Raw genomic sequence first — 21673 nt, forward strand, 5'->3', positions numbered from 1 at the left:
CCGCCCATACGTATAGATGCGCCAAAACGCGTAGTTCATTGGCAAGTGTATTCGGTTGCACCCCTTTTGGTCGACGAGATGCTGTGACCCAATAGGTTACTTCCTCCAACGGAAGCCCGTCCTGCACGCGAATGAGAAACGGCATTCTTTCGCCGGATGCGAACGTCGCCCATCTCACTGCGTAAGGGTTCCTACTCCCAACGTCCATCGTTGAACGCCTCCCATTCGCGCGAGAATGTCGATGCCTTGGAGGTTCGTCAACTGAGTTTGTTCCTCGATGGCCGACCGCAGGAGTCAACCGTACGGTCAACTAACAAAACAGCGAAACGCTATCATTCACTGACTCGCGCTCGAGTTCTTACGCGAAAGCAGTTCTGAAAGGACTCGTGTCATGGACGGCACTCTCGGCAACCAATCTACGAAGGACTCGATCCTTCGAGTAGTCACTCCTCTACACCACCAGATCAAACCGGCTGACTTACGCACGCCGTTGAGCAATGGCCTCATCTGCTACGATCTGACGCAGGACCAGCCACTCTGGTATAGTTTCTCTGGCCACATGTCAGAGTCGCATCCAATCAAGAAAGCGAACAGCAGATAGCCCTCTCAAGGAAAGCCACTATCGGAACGAAGAAAACAATATTGCGCGGGTGATTGCGGGCTCTAACGATCCAAGAGGCATTACCAATGGCGCTACTGATTGATGATGTGAAGGGTTGCAGAATTCGCCGAACAGGAGTTCGAAAGCGCCGGTAACAGTTTCGAGCGCAAGCAAACCGGCAAGTCACATTTGCGGAATTTGAATCCACCGTTTCGGATGACTCCATCCACGGAGGCGGATATCCGAATGCACCTGGTGCAGTTTGCTTGGCCTCATTGAGGGCCGCACATACAAATGGAATCGGAGCTTATGAGACCGACTCACCGCCCGCTCTCGCTTCTTTTTGACGGGCGACGTTCAGGGCGGGCACACATCGACCAAATCGCATGTGATAATGATTTGAGATCAGCTTTTAGGAATCTTGCGGCAATCCAACGCGCAATCGAAGTGGACCGTGGTGTTAGGCGAGCCAACTACAATCATGCTTCCTGCGTAATACACTTGCAAAGGTAGCGCCGCTGATCCAGCCCGCGATCGGGCCGACGCTTATCGGAATAAGTTTCAGGTTGCCTTGGAGCAACACTCGACTTTCTTCAATCGCAGCGAACAACGTCCATCCCGATTGAATAACAGTACAGCGCAAAGATCGGGCCTGCTTGCTTGCTATTTGGGGAGCCGCTGCGCAGGCCCGCTCTCCACTACCGTCCGTACTTTGTCGCGGACCTTAGTTTACATATTAGATACCGGCTCCGCCCCAGCGCAAATATTGACGACGGCTCATAATGCCGCTCGTCAACCCGATTTCATTGACCTTCCAACAACTTCCCTCAGGATAGTTGACGCTCCGTCGTTCACGGTGCCCTAGAACGGGATATCGTCATCCATATCGCTGCCGCGACCGCCACCGCCGGCCGGTGCGGCCACGCGGCGCTGCGGCGGAGCGCTCGACTGGCCGCCGCCGAAGCTTTCGCCCATGTCGTCGCCGCCGTAACCGCCGCCACCACCCGCGCCGCCGCCCTTGCCGTCGAGCATGGTCAGCGTCGAATTGAAGCCCTGCAGCACGATCTCGGTGGAGTATTTCTCGACACCCTGCGGATCGGTCCATTTGCGGGTCTGCAGCGCGCCTTCGATGTAAACCTTGGCGCCCTTCTTCAGATATTGTTCGGCGACCTTGGCGAGACCTTCGCTGAAGATCACGACGCGATGCCACTCGGTCTTTTCCTTGCGCTCGCCGGTGCCCTTGTCGCGCCAGGTATCCGACGTCGCGACAGTCAGGTTGACGACCGGATTGCCGTTCTGCATCCGGCGAACCTCGGGATCCTTGCCGAGATTACCGACCAAAATCACCTTGTTGACGCTACCCGCCATGCCACTCTCCTACTCTCGAATCTGAATTTGCTGATCGGCCGCCGGCGCAGGCCCCGGCCCGCGCGCAAAGCCGCTGATAATGGGACCCTATACGGTCCGCGCTCCGCGCAGGCCCCCGCGACCGGGTTATCCACGATCTCTTATTGATCAGCGTCCGATATAGCATGTTCCATTTTTGTTCTCAAGAACACCCCTTGGTGAATTGTTGGGCGACGACGAAGTGCCGAGTCGTCGCTCTCGCGCCTGAGTGGAGCAATAGCGGAACCCGAAGGGAACCCATGCTCCGCCAAAATCCATATACCTTTCATTAACTTAGAAACGACCAAACATCGCGAACGAGTGTGTTATTTGGGTGACGGACTTTTTCGCAGAGTTGCGTATATTTCGATCACTGAATTGCATTTGGCGCCTGCGCCGGGACATGAGGCTTCGCCAACGCGAAGCGACAAGGGGAGAATTCACATGAAGAAGTTTCTGTTGGGCACCGTTGCCCTGATCGCTCTGGGCGCTTCGGTTCCGGCAATGGCCGCTGACCTGGCCGCCCGTCCCTACACCAAGGCTCCGGCCTATGTTCCGGCCCCGATCTACAACTGGACCGGCTTCTACATCGGCGGTCACGTCGGCGGCGCGTTCAACGGTTCGAACGGCTTCGGCGGCACCTCCGACAATTCGGATGGCCGTTTCCTCGGCGGTCTGCAGATCGGCTATGACTACCAGTTCGCTCCGAACTGGGTGTTCGGCATCGAAGGTCAGTACAGCTGGGTTGGTTCGAACAACACCAACGTCGCTTTCCTCACCACGCCAGGCGTCACCTACAACCTGAACCAGAAGGGCCTCGCCTCGGTCACCGGTCGCATCGGTTACACTTGGGGTCCGGCACTGCTCTACGTGAAGGGCGGCTACGCTTACTCCGACTACAGCGAATCGCTGGTCACGACCGTTGGCGCTGTTCCGGTTGCCTTCGCAGCTGGCACCAAGCATGACGGTTACACCGTCGGCGCCGGCCTCGAATACATGTTCACCCAGAACTGGTCGGGCAAGGTTGAGTACCAGTACTACGACTTCGGCAAGACCACCTTCACGACCCCGGTCGCGCTGGCTGGCGTGTCGTCCCGCAACGACGAGCACACCGTCAAGGCCGGCCTGAACTACCGCTTCAACTGGGGTGGCCCGGTCGTCGCCAAGTACTGAGCTTCAGATTTACCTCTGAACCGAAAAGCCCGGCCTCGCGCCGGGCTTTTTGCTTTTGGAAGACTGACCAGCCCCCTCTCTGCAACCCCTCCGCCAACAAACCGTTGAAGGCTGGTGCGGAGCACTGGAAATCCGTTCTCGTTCTTCCTATGTTCCGATGACAATCAATCGGCGTTGATCCCGGCCCGGCCGGCGGTGCGCGCCCGGATGTGCGCGCCTCGCGCGCTGGGGAATTGCCTGTTATGGACGAGATCATCAAGGCGAAGCGGCAGCAGGCCGCCGCGAACATGCGCAGCATCACCATCCGCGGCGCGCGCGAGCACAATCTCAAGAATGTCGACCTGACCATCCCGCGCGACAAGCTGGTGGTGTTCACCGGCCTGTCCGGCTCCGGCAAATCGTCACTCGCCTTCGACACGATCTATGCCGAAGGCCAGCGCCGTTATGTCGAGTCGCTGTCGGCTTACGCCCGGCAATTCCTCGAGATGATGCAGAAGCCGGACGTTGACCAGATCGACGGCCTGTCGCCCGCCATCTCCATCGAGCAGAAAACGACGTCGAAGAACCCTCGCTCGACCGTCGGCACCGTCACCGAGATCTACGACTACATGCGCCTGCTGTGGGCGCGCGTCGGCATTCCCTATTCGCCGGCGACGGGTCTTCCGATCGAAAGCCAGACCGTGACGATGATGGTCGACCGCGTGCTGGCGCTGCCGGAGGGCACCCGCCTCTATCTGCTGGCGCCCGTGGTGCGCGGCCGCAAGGGCGAGTACCGCAAGGAATTCGCCGAATATCTCAAGAAGGGCTTTCAGCGCATCAAGGTCGACGGCAAATTCCACGAACTCGCGGAAGCGCCGGTGCTCGACAAGAAATTCCCGCATGACATCGACGTCGTCGTCGATCGTATCGTCGTGCGCCCGGATATCGGACAGCGCCTCGCGGAAAGTTTCGAGACCGCGTTGAAGCTCGCCGAAGGCCTCGCGGTGATCGAATATGCCGATGCGCCTGGCGCTCCCGCCGAAGACAACACCGCGAAGAAGACCGACAAGAAGGTCGCGAAGATTCACGACAAGACCGGTGCCGAACGAATCCTGTTTTCCGAGAAGTTCGCCTGTCCGGTGTCCGGCTTCACGATCCCCGAGATCGAACCCCGGCTCTTTTCGTTCAACAACCCCTATGGCGCCTGCCCGAAATGCGGTGGCCTCGGCGTCGAGCAGACCATCGATGCCGATCTGGTCATTCCCGACAAGGAGCTGACGCTACGCAAGGGCGCCATCGCGCCTTGGGCGAAGTCGTCATCGCCTTATTACATCCAGACGCTGACCGCGCTCGGCAAGTTCTACAAGTTCACGCTGGACACCAAGTGGAAGGACCTGCCGAAGAAGACGCAGAACGCCATCCTGCATGGCTCCGGCGATGACGAGATCAAGTTCTCCTATGAAGACGGCGTCCGCTCCTACGACACCAAGAAGCCGTTCGAGGGCGTCGTCACCAATATTGACCGCCGCTTCCGCGAGACCGAGAGCGAATGGGCGCGCGAGGAGCTTGGCAAGTATTTCTCGGACGTGCCCTGCGATGCCTGCGAGGGCTATCGGCTGAAGCCGGAAGCGCTGTCGGTAAAGATCGGCGGCAAGCATATCGGCAACATCTCGGAAATGTCGGTACGCAAGGCCGGCGACTGGTTCGAGACCGTGCCGGACCTCCTCAACAAGCAGCAGAACGAGATTGCCGTTCGCATCCTCAAGGAGATTCGCGAGCGCCTCTCCTTCCTGCTCGATGTCGGCCTGAACTATCTCACGCTGGCGCGCTCATCCGGCACGCTGTCCGGCGGCGAGAGCCAGCGCATTCGCCTGGCGTCGCAGATCGGCTCAGGTCTCACGGGCGTGCTCTATGTGCTCGACGAGCCATCGATCGGCCTGCATCAGCGCGACAATGCCAGATTACTTGATACGCTGCGGCGGCTGCGCGATCTCGGCAATACCGTGATCGTGGTCGAGCATGACGAGGACGCGGTGATCGCCGCCGACTACGTGGTCGATGTCGGCCCCGGCGCCGGCACCCATGGCGGCAATATCGTCGCCCAGGGCACTCCCGCCGAGGTGATGAAGAATCCGAAGTCGCTGACCGGCAAATATCTCACCGGCGAAATGTCGGTGCCGGTGCGGGAACGACGTCCGCCGAACCATCGCCGCACCATCAAGGTCATCAATGCGCGCGGCAACAATCTCAAGAACGTCTCGGCGGAAGTGCCGCTCGGCCTGTTCACCGCCATCACCGGCGTGTCCGGTGGCGGCAAGTCGACGCTGCTGATCGACACGCTCTACAAGGCCATCGCGCGAAAACTCAACGGCGCCAGCGAAGGCGCGGCACCGCATGACCGCATCGAGGGTCTCGAGCATATCGACAAGATCATCGACATCGACCAGTCGCCGATCGGTCGCACCCCGCGCTCCAATCCCGCGACCTATACCGGCGCGTTCACGCCGATCCGCGAATGGTTCGCCGGCCTGCCGGAATCCAAGGCGCGCGGCTACGAGCCCGGGCGCTTTTCGTTCAACGTCAAGGGCGGTCGCTGCGAGGCCTGCCAGGGCGATGGCGTCATCAAGATCGAGATGCACTTCCTGCCCGACGTCTATGTCACCTGTGACACCTGCAAGGGCAAGCGCTACAACCGCGAAACGCTGGAAGTCCTGTTCAAGGGCAAGTCGATCGCCGACGTGCTCGACATGACCGTGGAAGAAGCCGCCGAATTCTTCAAGGCGGTGCCGCGCGTGCGCGAGACCTTCAAGACGCTGCATCGCGTCGGTCTCGACTACATCCATGTCGGCCAGCAGGCGACAACGCTATCCGGCGGCGAAGCGCAGCGCGTGAAACTGGCCAAGGAATTGTCGAAGCGCGCCACCGGCCGCACGCTCTACATTCTAGACGAGCCAACGACCGGACTCCACTTCCACGACGTCGCAAAGCTGCTCGAAGTGCTGCATGAGCTGGTCGAACAGGGCAATACGGTGGTGGTGATCGAGCACAATCTCGAAGTCATCAAGACCGCCGACTGGGTCATCGATCTCGGGCCCGAAGGCGGCGACGGCGGCGGCGAAATCGTTGCCTGGGGCCCACCGGAAGATATCGTCAAGGCACCGCGCAGCTATACGGGCAAGTTCCTGAAGCCGGTGCTGGAAAAGGCGGGGAAGCCGAAGAAGCGGAAGGCGACGAGCGAAGCGGCGGAGTGACACACGGCGCCAAACTGTAATGGACCCAAAAATGCTTATTTACGCTCCTGTGAAGCTAAGCATAAAGAGGAAGATTGACGTCGCTAATGAAATCTTGGTCGCCATCGCGACGGGCTTTTTCTGGAAGCATGGCGATAATTTTTATCTCATAACCAACTGGCACAACGTCACAGGCTGGGATCAACTGAATAACCGCAGTATGAGTCCGTCGGCGGTTCAGCCAACACATATACAGATGCCATTACTGCTGAAATCGGATATTACCTTTGAAGGTAAGTCGATGGCAGCGCGCAAGCGATACGATATTTCGCTTTACAATATTGATGGAATGCCTGCGTGGCTTGAACATCCGGTATTCGGAAGCCAAGTTGATGTAGTCGCGCTCAAGATTGCTCAACTAGACGATTCCCTAGTAAGTCGCCCAATAAACTCTCTCGATGATTTCGTGGATTTTGACCCACGAGTAGGAGATGACGTTTTCGTCCTCGGTTATCCCGGAGGCTTAGATGGTGGAAATGAACTTGCAATATGGAAGCGAGGATCGATAGCAAGCCAACCGCTTTTCAATATTGATCAACTACCCAAGTTGCTGATCGATACTGCTATCCGAAAGGGCATGTCGGGTTCTCCTGTCATCGCTAGACAAACTGGAATAATCGTTCCTAAAGGTACACCCCGAATGACCGAGGGTGCGCTTTCGGGTAGCGAGATTATCGGTCAGGCGGACAAGTTTCTTGGTATTTACTCCGGCCGTATCGGAGACGATGAGTTCGGCCTGCAATTGGGTATTGTCTGGAAGGCAAGCGTGCTTGATGAAATTGTAGGAGGCGGCCAACCGGGGAAATCGCCTCATTAGCAAGCGTAGCCCAAATGAGCGAAGCAATATCTGGGACTCTTAAGCGCGGCAGTCTTCCGCGTATTGCGGCTCTAATGCGGGCTACCAGCCTCACTCACCTCAGTCCCGTCCCGTGGCACCGCTGGCACTTCACCACCTTCTCGCCCTTCTTCAGCAGGCCCTTGCCTTCGCAATTTTTGCACTTCTGCTTCTTCTTGGTGTTGGGGCCTTTCTGGTTCGGCCTGTCGTCTGCCATGATGGCTCCTGCGGATGATGTGAAACTGTTGTGACCCGTCTAGCACGGGCCGGGCCCGTCGTGCATCGTTTCGCCGCGCGGATGCAGGTTGAAATGCCCGTCCGATAGGGTCATCCTTGCGACGGGTCGCATATCGGCCACGACTCAGACGAGAACCAGCCCGTGACCCACACTGCCAGACCCCCGGCCAGACATCCGATCAAGACCCCAGCCATCTCCTCCGCCCGCTAGCCATGCCCTACAAGCTCGCCATCTTTGACATGGACGGCACGCTGTCCGACAGCTTTCCGTGGTTTCTCAGCGTCATCAATTCGGTCGCCGACAAACACAAGTTTCAGCGCGTCGAACGCGACCGCATCGACGAGTTGCGGAGCGTTGGCGCCGGCGAACTGATCCGGCTGCTCGGTGTCGCCAAATGGCGGATCCCGCTGATCGCGCGCGACATGCGCAAGCGCAAGGCGCAGCAAATCGATCGCATCAATCTGTTTCCCGGCGTCGACCGCATGTTCTGTGAATTGAAGGCGCGCGGCATGACGCTTGCGATCGTCAGCTCCGACAGCGAGGACAATGTGCGTCACGTGCTCGGCGATCTCGACCGGCACGTCGCCTATTTCGCCTGCGGCGCCAGCCTGTTCGGCAAGACGGCCAAGTTCCGGCGCATCCTCGACCTCACCGGCATCTCGGTGGATGACACGATCAGCATCGGTGACGAAATCCGCGACATCGATGCCGCGCGCGAGGCCGGAATCGATTTCGGCGCGGTGACGTGGGGCTATACCAGCGGGGCGGCGCTGGAAGCGCGCGCGCCGAACTATCTGTTTTCCCGGATCGATGAGGTGATCGCGGCGCTGGCTGTGCCAGGACGCTAACCTGTGCCAGGACGCTAACGGCCGGTGACAGATAAACGAGACCCGCCGGCCTCATGCAAGACCGGCGGGCCTGATCGCCTGTTGTTCACTGCCCGTGCCGGGCCATTTCCCCGTCGCTCAAATCCCAGTCCTGCCACAGCTGCAGTGTTGCCAGCAGCACCACGAGGCCGCCAAGGCAGGTATGGATGAATCTGAGCATGCCGTCGCCGGAATAACCAAGGAAAAGTGGCGAGGCAATCAGCCACAGGCCGAGGACGATCGCGGCCACCTCCTCCCAGCGTTGCAGCGCGACATACTCAAGCTGGGCAACGCCAAATACCAGGACGCCAACCGTCACCGTGTTAATGATTATGGTGCTGGGGGTCCCCCCGGTATATTGATGACCGTTCTGCGTAGGAAACCAGGGCGACAGCGCAATCAGGACACCAAGCGCCATGCCAAACCAGTCTTCCCACGTGCGATGCGTACCGAGAAACCGAGAGTCTGACATCGTGACCTCCTCCAAAAAGAGGCATACGTCAGCGGCCGTTGGCATGACACTCCAACTGTCAAACGACCGATCCGGCCGCTTCGGGGCGTATGTCTACAATTGACGTAGGAACCCGCTTTGCCTTTGCAAGGCCACGCCAAAGCCATTTTTCACAGCGCGCAGAACTTCAAAAGGCCCAGCGCGACGACACGGATTTCCCCTATCGGATGAAGCATGCAGCGGCCGCATTGCACTCGTTTGGAAATCGCTGCTACCTTCTCCCGGACACCTGTGGATGGACTGAGAATGAGCAACGCGGTTTATAACAATACTTCGCTTCACCGTTTCGAACTTGCCGTCGACGGCCATATTGCTTTCACCGAATATACCCGGACGTCCGATACCATCACTTTCGTCCACACTGTCGTGCCGCCGGAATTGGGTGGCAGAGGTATCGGCTCACAGCTTGCCCGCGGCGCGCTCGATGCGGTCCGGGCAGAGGGATTGAAGGTCGTGGCGCAGTGCCCCTTCATCGCAGCTTATATCGCGAAACATGCGGACTATCAGGATCTGCTGAAAGACGCGGCATGACCGCCGTTCGCGACAACAAGGCGCTCAATCGCTTCGAGCTGGATGTCGGCGAATCCGTCGCCTTTGCGAATTATCGCCGTGCCGGCGATCGCGTCATCATCACGCACACCGAAACGCCGCCCGCGCTGCGTGGCCGCGGTATCGCGTCGGAGCTGGTCAAGGGCGCGTTAGCGCTGATCCGTTCGGATGGATTGAAAGTCGTGGCGGGCTGTTCGTTCGTGGTGGACTATCTTCGCCAGCATCCGGACTATGCGGACCTGGTGAACTAGGGCGTGGACTCATAAGCGCGCAGCCAAATCCGAATGGCTGCGCGCTTTATGAAGGCGAGGTAATTTGCAGCGAGTTTGTCATATCGGGTGGCGACGCGCCGGCATTGCTTTATCCTATTGAAGAAACGCTCCACCAAATTGCGTGCCCGATACAGATATGGGCTAAAACAGATTGGGTCTCTGCGATTTCGCTTCGGAGGAATGTTAGCCCACGCACCTCGGTCACCGGCGAATGCCCCAATCCAGTCTGCATCGTACCCTCGATCAGCCAACAACATCGCGCCTGATTTTAGATCAGACAGCAGCTCGGTGACGAGCCGGTTGTCGTGGGCCTCACCGGTCGTCAGTTCAAGGCGAACCGGCATTCCGTTGCTATCGACGCCGACAGGCTTGCCACCCCCGATACTCGCCCGCATGAACCAAACCGCAGGACCGGGCTACTCATGCATAGCAGTTTGGCCGGTTGTCATTGCCATCGCCTTCGGCTGTGGGACGGTTCGGACGTCACCTTGGCGGATTGGAATCGTCAATGCCCCTCCTCGACTTGCTCTACCTCGTTGTCGTCGAGCCGCTATTGCCACTGCTCGCCGGCGCCGGCCTGTTCATGCTGACCCGTTCCCACTTGATCGCGGCAGGCCTTTCCGCTCTCGGCTTCGGCGCTTGGGGGGCGTTGCACTTCTCGCGCTTGTCACTCAACGGCCCTTTGTCGGGCGCACTCTACGGATTGGAAGTCGACGGCGTCACCAGCGGGTTAGTGGCGTTGGCGGGCAGCGGCTACGTGCGCCTGATCGAAGCGGAGGCGCGACGCCTCGGCACGGAGCGGACGGCAATCGTGCACGCCGTCGGCATCGCCTTCGCAGCGACAGCATTTGTTCTGCTCTTTGTGACGCATGGCTCAGACAAGGTCGGGATCGGGCTCTATCTCTTAATGCTCGCGTGGTCGTTCGGGGCCGTGGCTGCAACCGGCAGCTTCGGCGGTGTCGTCGCCACGATGGCGTTGGTGATGGTCGCCATGGTGCATGGCATCTGGGGCGCCGCAATCGCCAGTGGTGTCCGCGATGCCGGCCAAGCCTATATCGCGATCTTCACCGTGCCGCTGTTGCTGGTGCCTGTTCTCGCGATCGCCGCCTTTGGCAGGTGGCTCGGCGACGCCCTCCGAGTGCGCGGAAGCCATAGGCGACCAGGATAAGTGGGCCGCGCGGATTAACGTCGCCTGTTGGCACAAAAGGGACCTGAGGCGATGTAGAGCTTGAGTCTGCAATGTGCCGAATAGCGGAAACGGGTTGAGCTTGCTTGCGAACCTCAATTTATGAGTACACGCTCTAGGCGGTTATCCCGCCACCGTCACTCCGGGCGTCCGGCTCGTCATTCCCCGGCAAACCAATTGGTTTGCCGGGGAATGACAGTGTGGGGGCGAGAAGATAGTGCTAAAACATATTTTCCTATCTCCCGTTGACAACATCCCCATCAGGTTTATCTTCCCCTCGTCCTGCCCCACCGAGAGGGGCGATCGCGATCGTCAGGTTCGCGGGGTGGGATGCGGTGGACGCCGGAGATGCGGCGTCACGGGATATGTGGGGACGGCTGTCTTCGGGCAGGCCAGATCGTCTGTCCGCGGGACAGGCGGCGCGGTTTGTCTTGGGGGCCACCTGCAGATCACGGGACGGACGACCTCATCCGAGAAATCCGTTCCGGTTGTTTGAGGCTCCCTGGCCCCTCGCCTTGGGCCTGTAAATTGGTGTGATGGACTCGGCACCATGGCAAAGTGCAGGCAACCGAAACAACACCGCGTGCGGAACGCTGGGCACTTGCTCGGCGCGTCCGAAAGTCCTGATGCATTCACTATTGCGGACGACCGCATCGCATCAGGCCCAAGGGTGCAACGGGCACCCGGCGTTCCGCACGCCCTCTCACAGGGGGCAGGAATGCAAACAGAGGACGGCGCCCCCGCGCCGCAAACAACAGGGTCGATGACGCATGTCTAGAGGGGATGTGTTGTCGCGCGCAGTGGCTGTTTGACATTCACATCCGACGCGCCTGCTGCGACGGGAAGCTACGCCGTCAAACAATCTTGATCGACATGTCCGGCAAGCCCTGGAGCTTGCAGAGCAGCACGTCGCCCTTCACGACCGGCCCGACATTCTCCGGCGTGCCGGAATAGATGATGTCGCCGGCCTTCAGTTCGAAGGCGTCCGAGAGTTTCGATATCTGCTCGGCGACGCTCCAGATCATCTTGTCGAGATCGGACGTCTGCTTCACCGTGCCATTCACCGCCAGCGAGATCGGACCCTTGGTCATGTGCCCGGTTTTGCTGACCGGATGGATCGGACCGATCACCGCGCCGTGGTCGAAGCTCTTGCCGATCTCCCATGGCTTCTTCTCGTCGCCCATGGCGCGCTGCAGGTCACGGCGGGTCATGTCGAGTCCAACAGCGTAGCCATAGACGTGGTCGAGCGCCTTATCGACGGGGATATTGGTACCGCCGGATTTCAGCGCGGCGACCAGTTCGACCTCGTAATGATAGTTCTTGGTCAGTGACGGATACGGGTGATCGGCCACCTCGCCGGTCTTGACGTTCTGGATCGCATCGGTGGGCTTCTGGAAGAAGAACGGCGGCTCGCGCGTCGGGTCCGATCCCATCTCGCGGGAATGCGCCGCGTAATTGCGGCCGATGCAATAGATGCGGCGCACCGGAAACACGTCGGTCTCGCCGACGATGGGGATCGTCACCGTCGCGACCGTGAAAATGCCCTTCGGCCCGGCCTGCGCCTGCGCGGCCTCACCGGCCAATGCGCTGCCGGCCAGGGCAACGGCGCCGGTGGTCAGAATCGTTCTGCGATTGATGGGGTCCATGGCGTTTCTCCTCGTATGTTTCGTCTTGTTTTTCTGGTCTTGTTTTTGATGCGCGCTGGTATACCACAGCAAAAAGGCCCGCGCGAGCGCGGGCCTTCAGCTTCATTCGAAATGAAGAGCTTAGTGCTTGATGTCGGCCGGCAGCTTGCCGCCATTGGCAGCGAGTTTGGTCATCATCTGCTTGTGCAGCCAGATATTCATGCTGGCGGAATCGCTGGTGTCGCCGGTGTAGCCGAGCTCCTTGGCAAGATCCTTGCGGGCCGTCAGGCTGGAGTCGATGTCGAGCGCCTTCATCAGGTCGACAATCGAGGTCTTCCATTCCAGCTTCTCGCCCTTGGCCGCCACGGCCTTGTCGAGGATCGCTGCGACGTCGACCGAGTCCATCGGCGCGGCGCCTGCGGCGGGGGCCGAACCGCCGGCTGCCGGAGCGGCATCAGGGCTTGCTGCACTGGCGCTGGTGCCGAAAATCGCGCCCATGATCTTTCCGAAAATGCTCATATGTCGCTCCCAATAGCTTTCGTGACGGATTGAAGAATTCGTGCAGCGTTGGTTCCGGCTGCACCAGCCGGTCCGTATTTGTAGCCGCCCGCCTCCCGCTTGCCAATGCGGCACAGCGGACTGCGGGGATAGTCACTCCAAGCCAACTGCCAAAGTCATCGGAAGATCGCTGGGCGTCAGGAGCAAAGTCCGACTGAATTGAGGCAAAAGCCCGGCCGCTGCATTGCAGCGCCGTGAATATCGGACGACATTTTCACCGAAGCGTGAGCGACGGCGCGATCGGATCAGCGTAGGGTCGCTCCACAGGTCGCGGCAAGACCAGCTCTTTCGGCACCTTGTTACACGCGCGTCTGGTTTGTTCGTGATCGCTACCAATGCGGCCTGCACGCTCCATCGAGCGCGACAAAGGCTGCGCAAAGGGAGTTCACGACTATGGCGACCCAATACCCTGTTCATGTCACCGACTTCGCTCATAGCACGGCTGACGCCACGACCCCCGCCATTCACACCATCACCTCTGCCGACCTGACCGATGCATTGCGGCTCGGCTGGCAAGACTTCAAGGCGGTGCCCAGCCACGCAATCATGCTGTGCCTTATCTATCCCGTCGTCGGCATTGTGCTGGCGCGCACCGTGCTCGGCTATTCGATCCTGCCGCTCTTGTTTCCGCTCGCTGCGGGCTTCGCCTTGCTCGGCCCGTTTGCCGCGCTCGGCCTCTATGAACTCAGCCGCAGACGCGAGAGCGGCGAGGACGCCTCCGCCTGGCACGCGATGGACGTCACCCGCTCACCGTCATTTGGCGCCATGCTGGGCCTCGGCCTCGCATTACTGGTGCTGTTCCTGACCTGGATCGCTACAGCACAATCAATCTACGTCGCGGCCTTCGGCCATGAGCCCGCTGCGGAGATCCCTGATTTCGTTTCCAAGGTTCTGACCACGCCGCAAGGCTGGCAGCTCATCATGGTCGGCTGCGGCGTCGGTTTCCTCTTCGCCGTGGTCGCTCTCTGCATCAGCGTCGTGTCATTTCCCTTGATGCTCGATCGTCATGCCGGCGTTATGGATGCCGTGATCACATCACTGCGTGTGGTCGCGCGCAATCCGGTGCCGATGGCCCTATGGGGCCTGATCGTCGCCGCGTTGCTGGTGCTGGGATCGTTGCCGCTGTTTCTCGGACTTGCGGTGGTGATCCCCCTGCTCGGCCACGCCACATGGCATCTCTATCGCAAGGTCGTGGAGCGCAACCCCAATCCACCGGTGCTGCCGCCGCGCAACAAGATCAAGCGCTCGGCTGCGGATTTCCCCGTCTCGCTGTTTCAATGGCGCAGTGACAAGTAATACAGGCAAGGTCGCCTGATCCTGCCGAACCGCCGGCCTCTCGCAGAATTGCGCGAGAGGTCGGCGGGCGACTTTGATATCACCCCCGCAAGCCTTGTTTTGGCCGTGGTTCACCGGAAGGCTCATCGCGCACTATTGTCGCGACATCATTTCAATAGCGAATGAGAGCCTTGAGACCATGCGCCCCCTGCTTCGTACGTTCCTGCTTGGTACTGTCCTGATCTCGCCGCTAGCGCCGGCCCTTGCTGCGCCTACCTGCGGCACCGGCAGTTTCGATGGCTGGCTCGCAGCCTTCAAGACGGAAGCGGTTGGCAAAGGCATCTCGCAAAAGACAGCCGATGCAGCCCTGACCGGCGTCACCCTGGACAACAGCGTGCTGTCGCGTGATCGCGGCCAGCAGGTGTTCAAGCAAAGCTTCGAGGAGTTCTCCGGACGCATGGTGCCACCACGGCTGCGTCGGGGCAGCGACATGCTGAAGCGTTACGGCTCGGTGCTGGGACGCATCGAACAGCAATATGGCGTGCCCGGTCCAGTGCTGGTGGCGATCTGGGGACTGGAGACCGATTATGGCGTGAACATCGGCAAATTTCCTACGATCCGTGCCATCGCGTCGCTCGCATATGATTGCCGACGCGCGGAGTTGTTTCGTGCTGAATTGCTCGATGCGCTGCGCATCGTCGACCGCGGGGATCTGGCGCCTGCCGAGATGCATGGCGCCTGGGCCGGCGAAATCGGCCAGACGCAATTCATGCCATCGTCCTACCTGAAATTCGCGGTCGACTTCGACGGCAATGGTCATCGCGACCTGCTGCGTAGCGCACCGGATGTGCTGGCTTCAACGGCGAACTATCTCGCCAGCTTTGGCTGGAAGCGCGATCAGGACTTTGCTCCGGGAACAGCGAACTTCGCGGTCATCCAGCAGTGGAACAAGAGCGAGGTTTATTCGAAGACCATCGCTTACTTCGCCAGCCAGCTCGCCAAGGAGCCGTAACGCCCACCGCGATGATGGAAGGGCCGTCCGCTCCTCAGCAAGCGGCCCCTCCCGTGATCTCCTACTTCGTCATGCCGACATGCATCGCCCTGGTCAGATGGACAGCGCACACGCCCATCTTGTTATCGAGCAACGCGGTCTGCGCGTCCGTCATTTCCTTGAACGCAACCCACTTCGCATCGCCGTCCGGCATCGCCTCGACGGCGGTCTCGGTTTTCATCAGGTTGCTGCCGCTGCAGCCTTCCATACGCGCAGCCGAGGCCGGCGCCGCAGCGAACGCAATAGCAGCCATGGCGGCCGCTCCCAGTAATCTTGTGATCATCTTGTTTATCCTTCGCAACAGAACCGACGCCATTGCCGGATTCTGTAGAAGGAATTGATACGTCCGGCTGCGATCCAGGAAATAACAGCCGCAGTGAATTGAATGTGAGGCGGTTGTGATCGTCACGAAGAACACTCAACTTTTTGGTGCTTCAGACATCACAAGCAACAAACTTACACAAATGTAATTCGCGCGGGGATCGCGCATGTCACGGTATCGGCTCTTCCTTGTGCATCGAAGGATGATCCCATCGCAGGCCAGCAACCGATCCCACAATGAAACGCGATCACGTGAGCGCGCATCTGTCTCGCCGAACACGACGCGACGCGGCGCGAACACACGATAGCTGCCGTCTGGAAATTTCCAGTTGCAGATATAAATATCCTCACGCGGCAGCATCCTGGAACAAGCTTCTGATCAGGCACACGTAAGGATGATTTTATATTCACATTTACTCCGCGTATGCGATTCGCGCATAGCGACGAGGGCAATGATCAGCTGTGAAGCGTCCGGTCCAGCCATCCAGTTTGGAGAGAGAATGGCTTGATCCGGCGTCGCATCGCGGGTCCACGCGTTCAGCCACAGGAACCATTCCAAACGCATGATTTAACTGACTAATTAAACCCAAGAATGGCTACTGGAGGTGCCCTAATACGCACCATGCCTGTAAAATCACCTGCCAGCGCCGAGAGGTTAATCATTCCTTGCGTGAGCTATGCGATCCTTGACTAGCTGCATCGCAACATCTCCACTGCTGCACTGCGATATCGTCATCTATATTCACTTCAACAGCGAAGCACCTCGCAAGAGATGAATCGCCTAACGAAGGAGAACCAAGATGCTGCTTTCATTCATCCGCATGATCCAGGCGTTCCGCGACTATCAGCGCAACGTTGCCGAACTCTCCCAGCTCAGCGATCGCGAGCTTTCCGACATCGGTCTCGACCGTTCGGACATTCCGCGCGTTGCTTCTGGCGCCTATAACGGTTGATCCGTCAGGACGGTTTACCCGTCCAGTTTGACGTTTCACGGATTGCGCCCGCCTCGCGCGGGCGCGATCGTGGTTCCCGACAAGACGACTATGTTCCGAGCTAGAACTCTTCAAACCTCTGGCTAACCGGCCGAATTTCCGCGAAGCGAATTCCACTTCGCGCCGAAACGCGCTACATGCGGGGCCATGACAACAGCCCCAAACCAAGACGACTGCGTCCATGTGATCGGCGCGGGCCTCGCCGGCTCGGAAGCCGCTTGGCAGGTCGCCAATGCCGGCATTCCCGTGATCTTGCACGAGATGCGGCCGCACCAGATGACCGACGCCCATCGCACCGATGGCCTCGCCGAACTGGTCTGCTCCAATTCCTTCCGCTCTGACGACGCGCTCAACAACGCTGTCGGCCTGCTGCACGCCGAGATGCGCAAGCTGGGCTCGCTGATCATGCGCTGCGCCGATGCCAACCAGGTGCCCGCCGGTGGCGCGCTGGCGGTGGATCGCGACGGCTTCTCCGATGCCGTAACCAAGGCGCTGAACGACCACCCGCTTATCACCATCGACCGCGCCGAAGTGGCAGGCCTGCCGCCGGCCGACTGGCGCAATGTCATCATTGCAACGGGACCTCTGACCTCGGCAGCGCTCGCGGACGGCATTCGTGGGCTGACCGACGAAAACGCACTCGCCTTCTTCGATGCCATCGCGCCGATCGTCCATAAAGAATCGATCGATATGGAGATCGCCTGGTTCCAGTCGCGCTACGACAAGGTCGGGCCCGGCGGCACCGGTGCCGACTACATCAACTGCCCGATGACCCGTGAGCAGTACGAGGCCTTCATCGACGCGCTGCTGGCCGGCGAAAAGACCGACTTCAAAGAATGGGAAACCAACACGCCTTATTTCGACGGCTGTCTGCCGATCGAGGTGATGGCGGAGCGCGGCCGCGAGACGTTGCGTCACGGCCCGATGAAGCCGGTCGGTCTCACCAACCCGCGCGATCCTCTCGTGAAACCTTACGCCATCGTGCAGCTGCGCCAGGACAACAAGCTGGGCACGCTCTACAACATCGTCGGTTTCCAGACGAAGCTGAAATACGGCCCGCAGCAGCAGGCATTGCGGATGATCCCCGGCCTGCAAAATGCCGAATTCGCACGCCTTGGCGGCCTGCATCGCAACACCTTCCTCAACTCGCCAAAACTGCTCGACGAACAACTCCGCCTGAAGGCGCAGCCACGCCTGCGCTTCGCCGGCCAGATGACCGGCTGCGAAGGCTATGTGGAGTCCGCGAGCGTTGGCCTGATCGCCGGCCTCTATGCCGCGGCCGATGCCAAGCGCCAGTCGCTGGCGCCCCCGCCCGTGACAACGGCGCTGGGCTCGCTGCTCGGCCATATCACCGGCGGTCATATCGAAACCATCGATGCGGGCCCGCGCTCGTTCCAGCCGATGAACATCAATTTCGGCCTGTTCCCGCCGCTGGCTCAGGCGCCGACCAAGAAGCCCGACGGCTCGCGGCTGCGCGGCAATGAGAAGACCGTGGCCAAGAAGCAGGCGATGAGCGCGCGGGCGCTGGCCGACATGGATAGCTGGATCGCCGCCAGCCTGCCCGTCGCAGCCGCAGCATGACGCTGGCAATTTGAATTTCAGGATTGTTCGATGAGTTTGCCGCCACAGGACGCCGCTGCGCTGTCCAAGACCTGGACCGAAGGCGTGTTGCTGAAACGCGACGTGTTCTCGACCGTCGAGCGCGGTCGCTATCGCACGTCATCGGGCGAAGTCGATGCGGTGCTGCGCCGGCTCGACCAGGTGCCATGGTGGTCATATCTGCTGGCGCTGCATCTGTTCACGCGGGAACGCCGTGCACTGACGCTGGCGCGCGATCTGCGCGTCGGACCTGAATTGCTCTGGGCCGGCGATCGCGCGCTGGTGCGCGGCTTCATCGACGGCGTCGCACTGCATCTTGCCAAGCCCCATCACGATGCTCGCTACTTCAAATCCGCGAAGCTGGCGCTGCGCAAGCTGCATCGCATGGGCGTCTGCCATAACGATCTCGCCAAGGAGCAGAACTGGCTGCGCGGCAGCGATGGTCTGGCCTACGTCACCGACTTCCAGCTCGCAGTCTGCTTCAAGTCCCGCAGTCAGTTGTTTCGCATCGCCGCCTATGAAGACCTGCGCCATCTCCTGAAGCACAAGCGGACTTACGCGCCGGAACTGCTAACGCCGAAGGAAAAGGCGATCCTGGCGAAGAAGTCGCTGCCGGCACGGATCTGGCTGATGACCGGCAAGAAAGTCTACCGCGCCATTACCCGCGGTATCTTCAACTTCACCGACCGCGAAGGCGGCGGCAAGCGGCTGGTCAACGACGCGCCGCCACTGCTGGAAATCATCAAGAAGAATGCGGCCGTGCGCGACGCGTCCATCGTCGCCTTCGCCGATCGCCGCACCGGCGTGGGCCTCTATGCCTTTGTCGAAGCCGATGACGTCGCGCTAGAAACCAAGCTGCAGGGCGAATTGGCTGCCGCAAAGGCTGCAAAGCCGCCTGAGCATCTGCAGGTCGTCGCAGCCCTGCCCCGCGACGCCTCAGGCCGCATTCGCACCGAGGTGCTGCAACTGGTTGCGATGAACCAGGTCGATCTCTTGGAACCTCTGATGACCAGCGACGCCGACCGCGCGTTCCTGAAGGGCATTCTGGAGTCGCGGAAGAACCTGCGCGACCGTTTCAATTTCGAGACGACGGACCAGAATCTGACGTCACACTGACCGCGAGGCGCACCACAATGTCCAGAGGGTTCGCAACCGCGATCTTATGTGAAGTTCGAACGGATCGTGATCCGGTCGCGCCATCTGCGCCAGATCGTATTTCACCAGTGCCATGGGCAGGAACGCTGCGCGCGCAGCCGGTGCTACATCCGCAAGCATTCCATGCGCTGTCGCGAGTTGCTCCTGCGCACCTGATATCAGCCGATCCAGCGTTTCGCGGATGCCCGGCGTCAACTTCCCGGCAAATACCTGATCGGCGCTGCTGCCGTTCTGCAGGAGCATGTCCTGCGGAATGAACAGTTGTCGCCGCATCGTGTCATAAGGCAAACGCGCGACGATCCGCGCGACACCCTGGGCCAATCCGGCATGCTCGGCGACATGCGCGCTGGCCTCCGAGCCGTCGCCAAGGATCCTGGCCGACGAGAACAGCAAAGTCCCGAGCGTATCGCGAAAGTGACTCTCGAGCAGTGCCAGATCCGGCATCGGATCGTTGTAGAGATCGAAGATATGCACATCGATCAGCTTCGATAGCCGGTCGACGGGAAGATCATGCGTGCGGATCGCCAGCAGTAATTCGGCAGCAACCGGGTTCTGATCAACCTCGCCATGGCCGAGACCGGCCAGCATGTCGGTCCACCATTGCAACCGGATCTCGCCGGGCAATGGCTGCTTCACCAGCTCGCGGACGCGGGTAATTTCCGTATTGAACGCATAGAGCGCCAGCAGCGAACGGCGCTTGTCCGCAGGCACGAACAAGGTCGATGCGTAGCGGTCAAAGTCGTGGCTGCGCACCAACTCCGCGCAGAACGCCGCGGAGCTTTGATCAGCACCACTCATGGCACCGCAATCAGCGCGGCAGCAACGCGCCGACGCTCGCCCATCATCACGTTATAGGTGCGGATCGCAGGGCCGGTCTGCATCGCATCGATCACCACATGCAGATTGCGCAAGGCATTACGGAGATCATTCGGCACGATCCAGACGTCATTGCCGGTGCCAATGATCAGCGTATCGATGCCTGCAGCGCCCTCGAACACGCGCCGCAGCGAATGGCGGTCGATATCACTGGCCTTTGTCACCGACCATGCCCAGACCGCATCGGGCAGGCACAAAAGCGAGCCCTGATGCGACATGGTGTCGAAGTGGAAGCCACCTTTGCCGTAGGCTTCGATGGCGGCCGAGCGCGGAAGGTGCGGCGCGTCGGGGTCGACAGGCATCTCAGGGCTTCGCTGATTTCGCTGCAGGTTTGGCCGGCTTGTCGGCGTCTTCGCGGTGCTCACCGACGCCGAGATAGATCAGCAGCGGCGCGGCGATAAAGATCGAGGTGTAGGTGCCGACCAGCACGACGCCGAAGATCATGACGGCGGTGAAGGAGTGGATCGCCTGGCCGCCGAACGCATACAGCGCGAGCAGCGCCAGCGTCACGGTGACGTGGGTGATAATCGAACGCGACAGCGTGGAATTGATCGACTCATTCAGCAGTTCCGGCATCGGCATCTTCTTGTAGCGGCGCAGGATCTCGCGAATACGATCATAGATGACCACAGTGTCGTTGAGCGAATAGCCGAGAATGGTCAATAGCGCCGCAATACTGGTGAGATCGAAGTCGACCTGCGTGATCGACATGAAGCCGATCGTCAGCACGATATCGTGGACGTTGGCGATCATCGCGCCCAGAGCGAACTGCCATTCGAAGCGGAACCAGAGATAGATCAGGATGCCGATGATCGCGAGGATCAGACCGAGCATACCGTAAGCCAGCAATTCGCCGGAGACGCGCGGACCCACCACTTCGACGCGGCGATATTCGACGCTGTCGCCGAGCGCGGCACGCACCTTCTGCACCGCCGTCTGCTGCGCGGCGTCGCCGCCGGGCTGTTCGGCAAGGCGGATCAGAACTTCAGCCGGGCCGCCGAACTGCTGCAGCTGTACGTCACCGAGCTGCAGGGCTGCGAGCGTCGTGCGCATCGCGCTGATGTCGGCGGTTCCGGACTTGGCCTGAACTTCCAGCAGCGTGCCGCCCTTGAAGTCGATACCGAAATTCAACCCGTGCGTGAAGAACAGCGTGATGGCGAGGATCGACAGCAGCGCCGATATCGGGAACGAGATGCGGCGGAAGCGTGTGAAATCGAACTTCGTATCGTCGGGGACGATGCGGAGCGACGGCAACAGGTCGAAGATCGCCACGATCGACAGAACGACGATCAGCGCGCCCAGACCTGCGAGAACCATTTGTGTCGTTGTCAAAGT

The 21673-nt window shown here is 60.1% G+C and carries 21 protein-coding genes and 1 pseudogene; 12 read left to right on the plus strand and 10 right to left on the minus strand.

Annotated elements, in window-relative coordinates:
- Positions 1–1462 precede the first annotated feature (1462 nt).
- A complete protein-coding gene (locus CIW50_RS06470; protein WP_149530478.1) occupies positions 1463–1969 on the minus strand; it encodes a single-stranded DNA-binding protein in 507 nt (168 codons plus the stop codon).
- A gap of 462 nt (positions 1970–2431) precedes the next feature.
- On the opposite strand from CIW50_RS06470, the gene CIW50_RS06475 reads away from it, so the two are divergent.
- The 3 genes from CIW50_RS06475 (at position 2432) to CIW50_RS06485 (ending at position 7246) form a co-directional block, all read left to right on the plus strand.
- Entirely contained in the window at positions 2432–3160 is a 729-nt protein-coding gene (locus CIW50_RS06475) for an outer membrane protein (RefSeq protein WP_149530479.1), read from the plus strand.
- Between the two features lie 242 nt (positions 3161–3402).
- The gene (gene uvrA / locus CIW50_RS06480) at positions 3403–6390 is read left to right on the plus strand and encodes an excinuclease ABC subunit UvrA (RefSeq protein ID WP_149530480.1); all 2988 of its coding nucleotides are present in this window, start codon (positions 3403–3405) and stop codon (positions 6388–6390) included.
- 31 nt (positions 6391–6421) lie between these two features.
- On the plus strand, positions 6422–7246 hold the full coding sequence (locus CIW50_RS06485; RefSeq protein ID WP_172980247.1) for a S1 family peptidase: 825 nt from the start codon (positions 6422–6424) through the stop codon (positions 7244–7246).
- Positions 7247–7340: 94 nt separating this feature from the next.
- Here CIW50_RS06485 and CIW50_RS28945 read toward each other — a convergent pair whose 3' ends face one another.
- Positions 7341–7481, minus strand: coding sequence for a hypothetical protein (locus tag CIW50_RS28945; RefSeq protein WP_165826921.1), 141 nt, complete (start codon positions 7479–7481; stop codon positions 7341–7343).
- 233 nt (positions 7482–7714) lie between these two features.
- Between CIW50_RS28945 and CIW50_RS06490 the strand changes: the two genes are divergently transcribed.
- Positions 7715–8350: an HAD-IA family hydrolase gene (locus tag CIW50_RS06490; protein ID WP_149530482.1), complete on the plus strand. Its 636-nt coding sequence runs from the start codon at positions 7715–7717 to the stop codon at positions 8348–8350.
- Between the two features lie 85 nt (positions 8351–8435).
- Here the strand turns inward: CIW50_RS06490 and CIW50_RS06495 are convergent, their stop codons facing one another.
- Positions 8436–8840: an SPW repeat protein gene (locus tag CIW50_RS06495; protein ID WP_149530483.1), complete on the minus strand. Its 405-nt coding sequence runs from the start codon at positions 8838–8840 to the stop codon at positions 8436–8438.
- A 285-nt stretch (positions 8841–9125) separates the two neighbouring features.
- On the opposite strand from CIW50_RS06495, the gene CIW50_RS06500 reads away from it, so the two are divergent.
- The gene (locus CIW50_RS06500) at positions 9126–9410 is read left to right on the plus strand and encodes a GNAT family N-acetyltransferase (RefSeq protein WP_149530484.1); all 285 of its coding nucleotides are present in this window, start codon (positions 9126–9128) and stop codon (positions 9408–9410) included.
- Complete coding sequence (locus tag CIW50_RS06505) at positions 9407–9679, plus strand: GNAT family N-acetyltransferase (RefSeq protein WP_149530485.1); 273 nt, start codon at positions 9407–9409, stop codon at positions 9677–9679. Before CIW50_RS06500 ends, CIW50_RS06505 begins: the two co-directional genes overlap by 4 nt.
- Here the strand turns inward: CIW50_RS06505 and CIW50_RS06510 are convergent.
- Positions 9676–10059 (minus strand): annotated as a pseudogene (locus tag CIW50_RS06510) (IS5 family transposase); the annotation flags it as partial. The gene CIW50_RS06505 and the pseudogene CIW50_RS06510 sit on opposite strands and share 4 nt — an antisense overlap.
- 149 nt (positions 10060–10208) lie before the next feature.
- On the opposite strand from CIW50_RS06510, the gene CIW50_RS06515 reads away from it, so the two are divergent.
- Entirely contained in the window at positions 10209–10868 is a 660-nt protein-coding gene (locus tag CIW50_RS06515; RefSeq protein WP_149530486.1) for a hypothetical protein, read from the plus strand.
- Between the two features lie 872 nt (positions 10869–11740).
- Here the strand turns inward: CIW50_RS06515 and CIW50_RS06520 are convergent.
- Together CIW50_RS06520 and CIW50_RS06525 are read right to left on the minus strand one after the other, a co-directional pair.
- Positions 11741–12532: a fumarylacetoacetate hydrolase family protein gene (locus tag CIW50_RS06520; RefSeq protein WP_149530487.1), complete on the minus strand. Its 792-nt coding sequence runs from the start codon at positions 12530–12532 to the stop codon at positions 11741–11743.
- A gap of 120 nt (positions 12533–12652) precedes the next feature.
- The gene (locus CIW50_RS06525) at positions 12653–13030 is read right to left on the minus strand and encodes a DUF3597 domain-containing protein (RefSeq protein WP_149530488.1); all 378 of its coding nucleotides are present in this window, start codon (positions 13028–13030) and stop codon (positions 12653–12655) included.
- 432 nt (positions 13031–13462) lie between these two features.
- Between CIW50_RS06525 and CIW50_RS06530 the strand changes: the two genes are divergently transcribed.
- Together CIW50_RS06530 and CIW50_RS06535 are read left to right on the plus strand one after the other, a co-directional pair.
- Positions 13463–14365, plus strand: a complete 903-nt coding sequence (locus tag CIW50_RS06530; protein ID WP_149530489.1) for a DUF2189 domain-containing protein — start codon at positions 13463–13465, stop codon at positions 14363–14365.
- 178 nt (positions 14366–14543) lie between these two features.
- A complete protein-coding gene (locus tag CIW50_RS06535; RefSeq protein ID WP_149530490.1) occupies positions 14544–15356 on the plus strand; it encodes a lytic murein transglycosylase in 813 nt (270 codons plus the stop codon).
- Positions 15357–15417: 61 nt separating this feature from the next.
- Here the strand turns inward: CIW50_RS06535 and CIW50_RS06540 are convergent, their stop codons facing one another.
- Positions 15418–15648 carry a hypothetical protein gene (locus CIW50_RS06540; RefSeq protein WP_349636738.1) on the minus strand — a complete coding sequence of 77 codons (231 nt, stop codon included), beginning with the start codon at positions 15646–15648 and terminating at the stop codon, positions 15418–15420.
- 868 nt (positions 15649–16516) lie between these two features.
- Between CIW50_RS06540 and CIW50_RS06545 the strand changes: the two genes are divergently transcribed.
- The 3 genes from CIW50_RS06545 to CIW50_RS06555 all read left to right on the plus strand — a co-directional run bounded on the left by CIW50_RS06545 (position 16517) and on the right by CIW50_RS06555 (position 19423).
- Positions 16517–16669, plus strand: a complete 153-nt coding sequence (locus CIW50_RS06545) for a DUF1127 domain-containing protein (RefSeq protein WP_081421766.1) — start codon at positions 16517–16519, stop codon at positions 16667–16669.
- Positions 16670–16855: 186 nt separating this feature from the next.
- A complete protein-coding gene (gene trmFO, locus CIW50_RS06550; protein ID WP_149530492.1) occupies positions 16856–18289 on the plus strand; it encodes a methylenetetrahydrofolate--tRNA-(uracil(54)-C(5))-methyltransferase (FADH(2)-oxidizing) TrmFO in 1434 nt (477 codons plus the stop codon).
- Between the two features lie 30 nt (positions 18290–18319).
- Entirely contained in the window at positions 18320–19423 is a 1104-nt protein-coding gene (locus CIW50_RS06555) for a serine/threonine protein kinase (protein ID WP_149530493.1), read from the plus strand.
- On the opposite strand, the gene CIW50_RS06560 is transcribed toward CIW50_RS06555, so the two are convergent.
- The 3 genes from CIW50_RS06560 to secF are packed head-to-tail and all read right to left on the minus strand — an operon-like array spanning position 19415 to position 21670.
- The gene (locus tag CIW50_RS06560) at positions 19415–20260 is read right to left on the minus strand and encodes a phytoene/squalene synthase family protein (RefSeq protein ID WP_149530494.1); all 846 of its coding nucleotides are present in this window, start codon (positions 20258–20260) and stop codon (positions 19415–19417) included. The two genes, CIW50_RS06555 and CIW50_RS06560, sit on opposite strands and share 9 nt — an antisense overlap.
- Positions 20257–20640, minus strand: coding sequence for an Mth938-like domain-containing protein (locus tag CIW50_RS06565; protein WP_149530495.1), 384 nt, complete (start codon positions 20638–20640; stop codon positions 20257–20259). Before CIW50_RS06565 ends, CIW50_RS06560 begins: the two co-directional genes overlap by 4 nt.
- A 1-nt stretch (position 20641) precedes the next feature.
- The gene (secF, locus tag CIW50_RS06570) at positions 20642–21670 is read right to left on the minus strand and encodes a protein translocase subunit SecF (protein ID WP_149530496.1); all 1029 of its coding nucleotides are present in this window, start codon (positions 21668–21670) and stop codon (positions 20642–20644) included.
- Between the last annotated feature and the right edge of the window lie 3 nt (positions 21671–21673).

It is taken from the genome of Tardiphaga sp. P9-11, from assembly GCF_008329525.1.
In the GTDB taxonomy this organism is placed as follows: Bacteria; Pseudomonadota; Alphaproteobacteria; order Rhizobiales; family Xanthobacteraceae; genus Tardiphaga.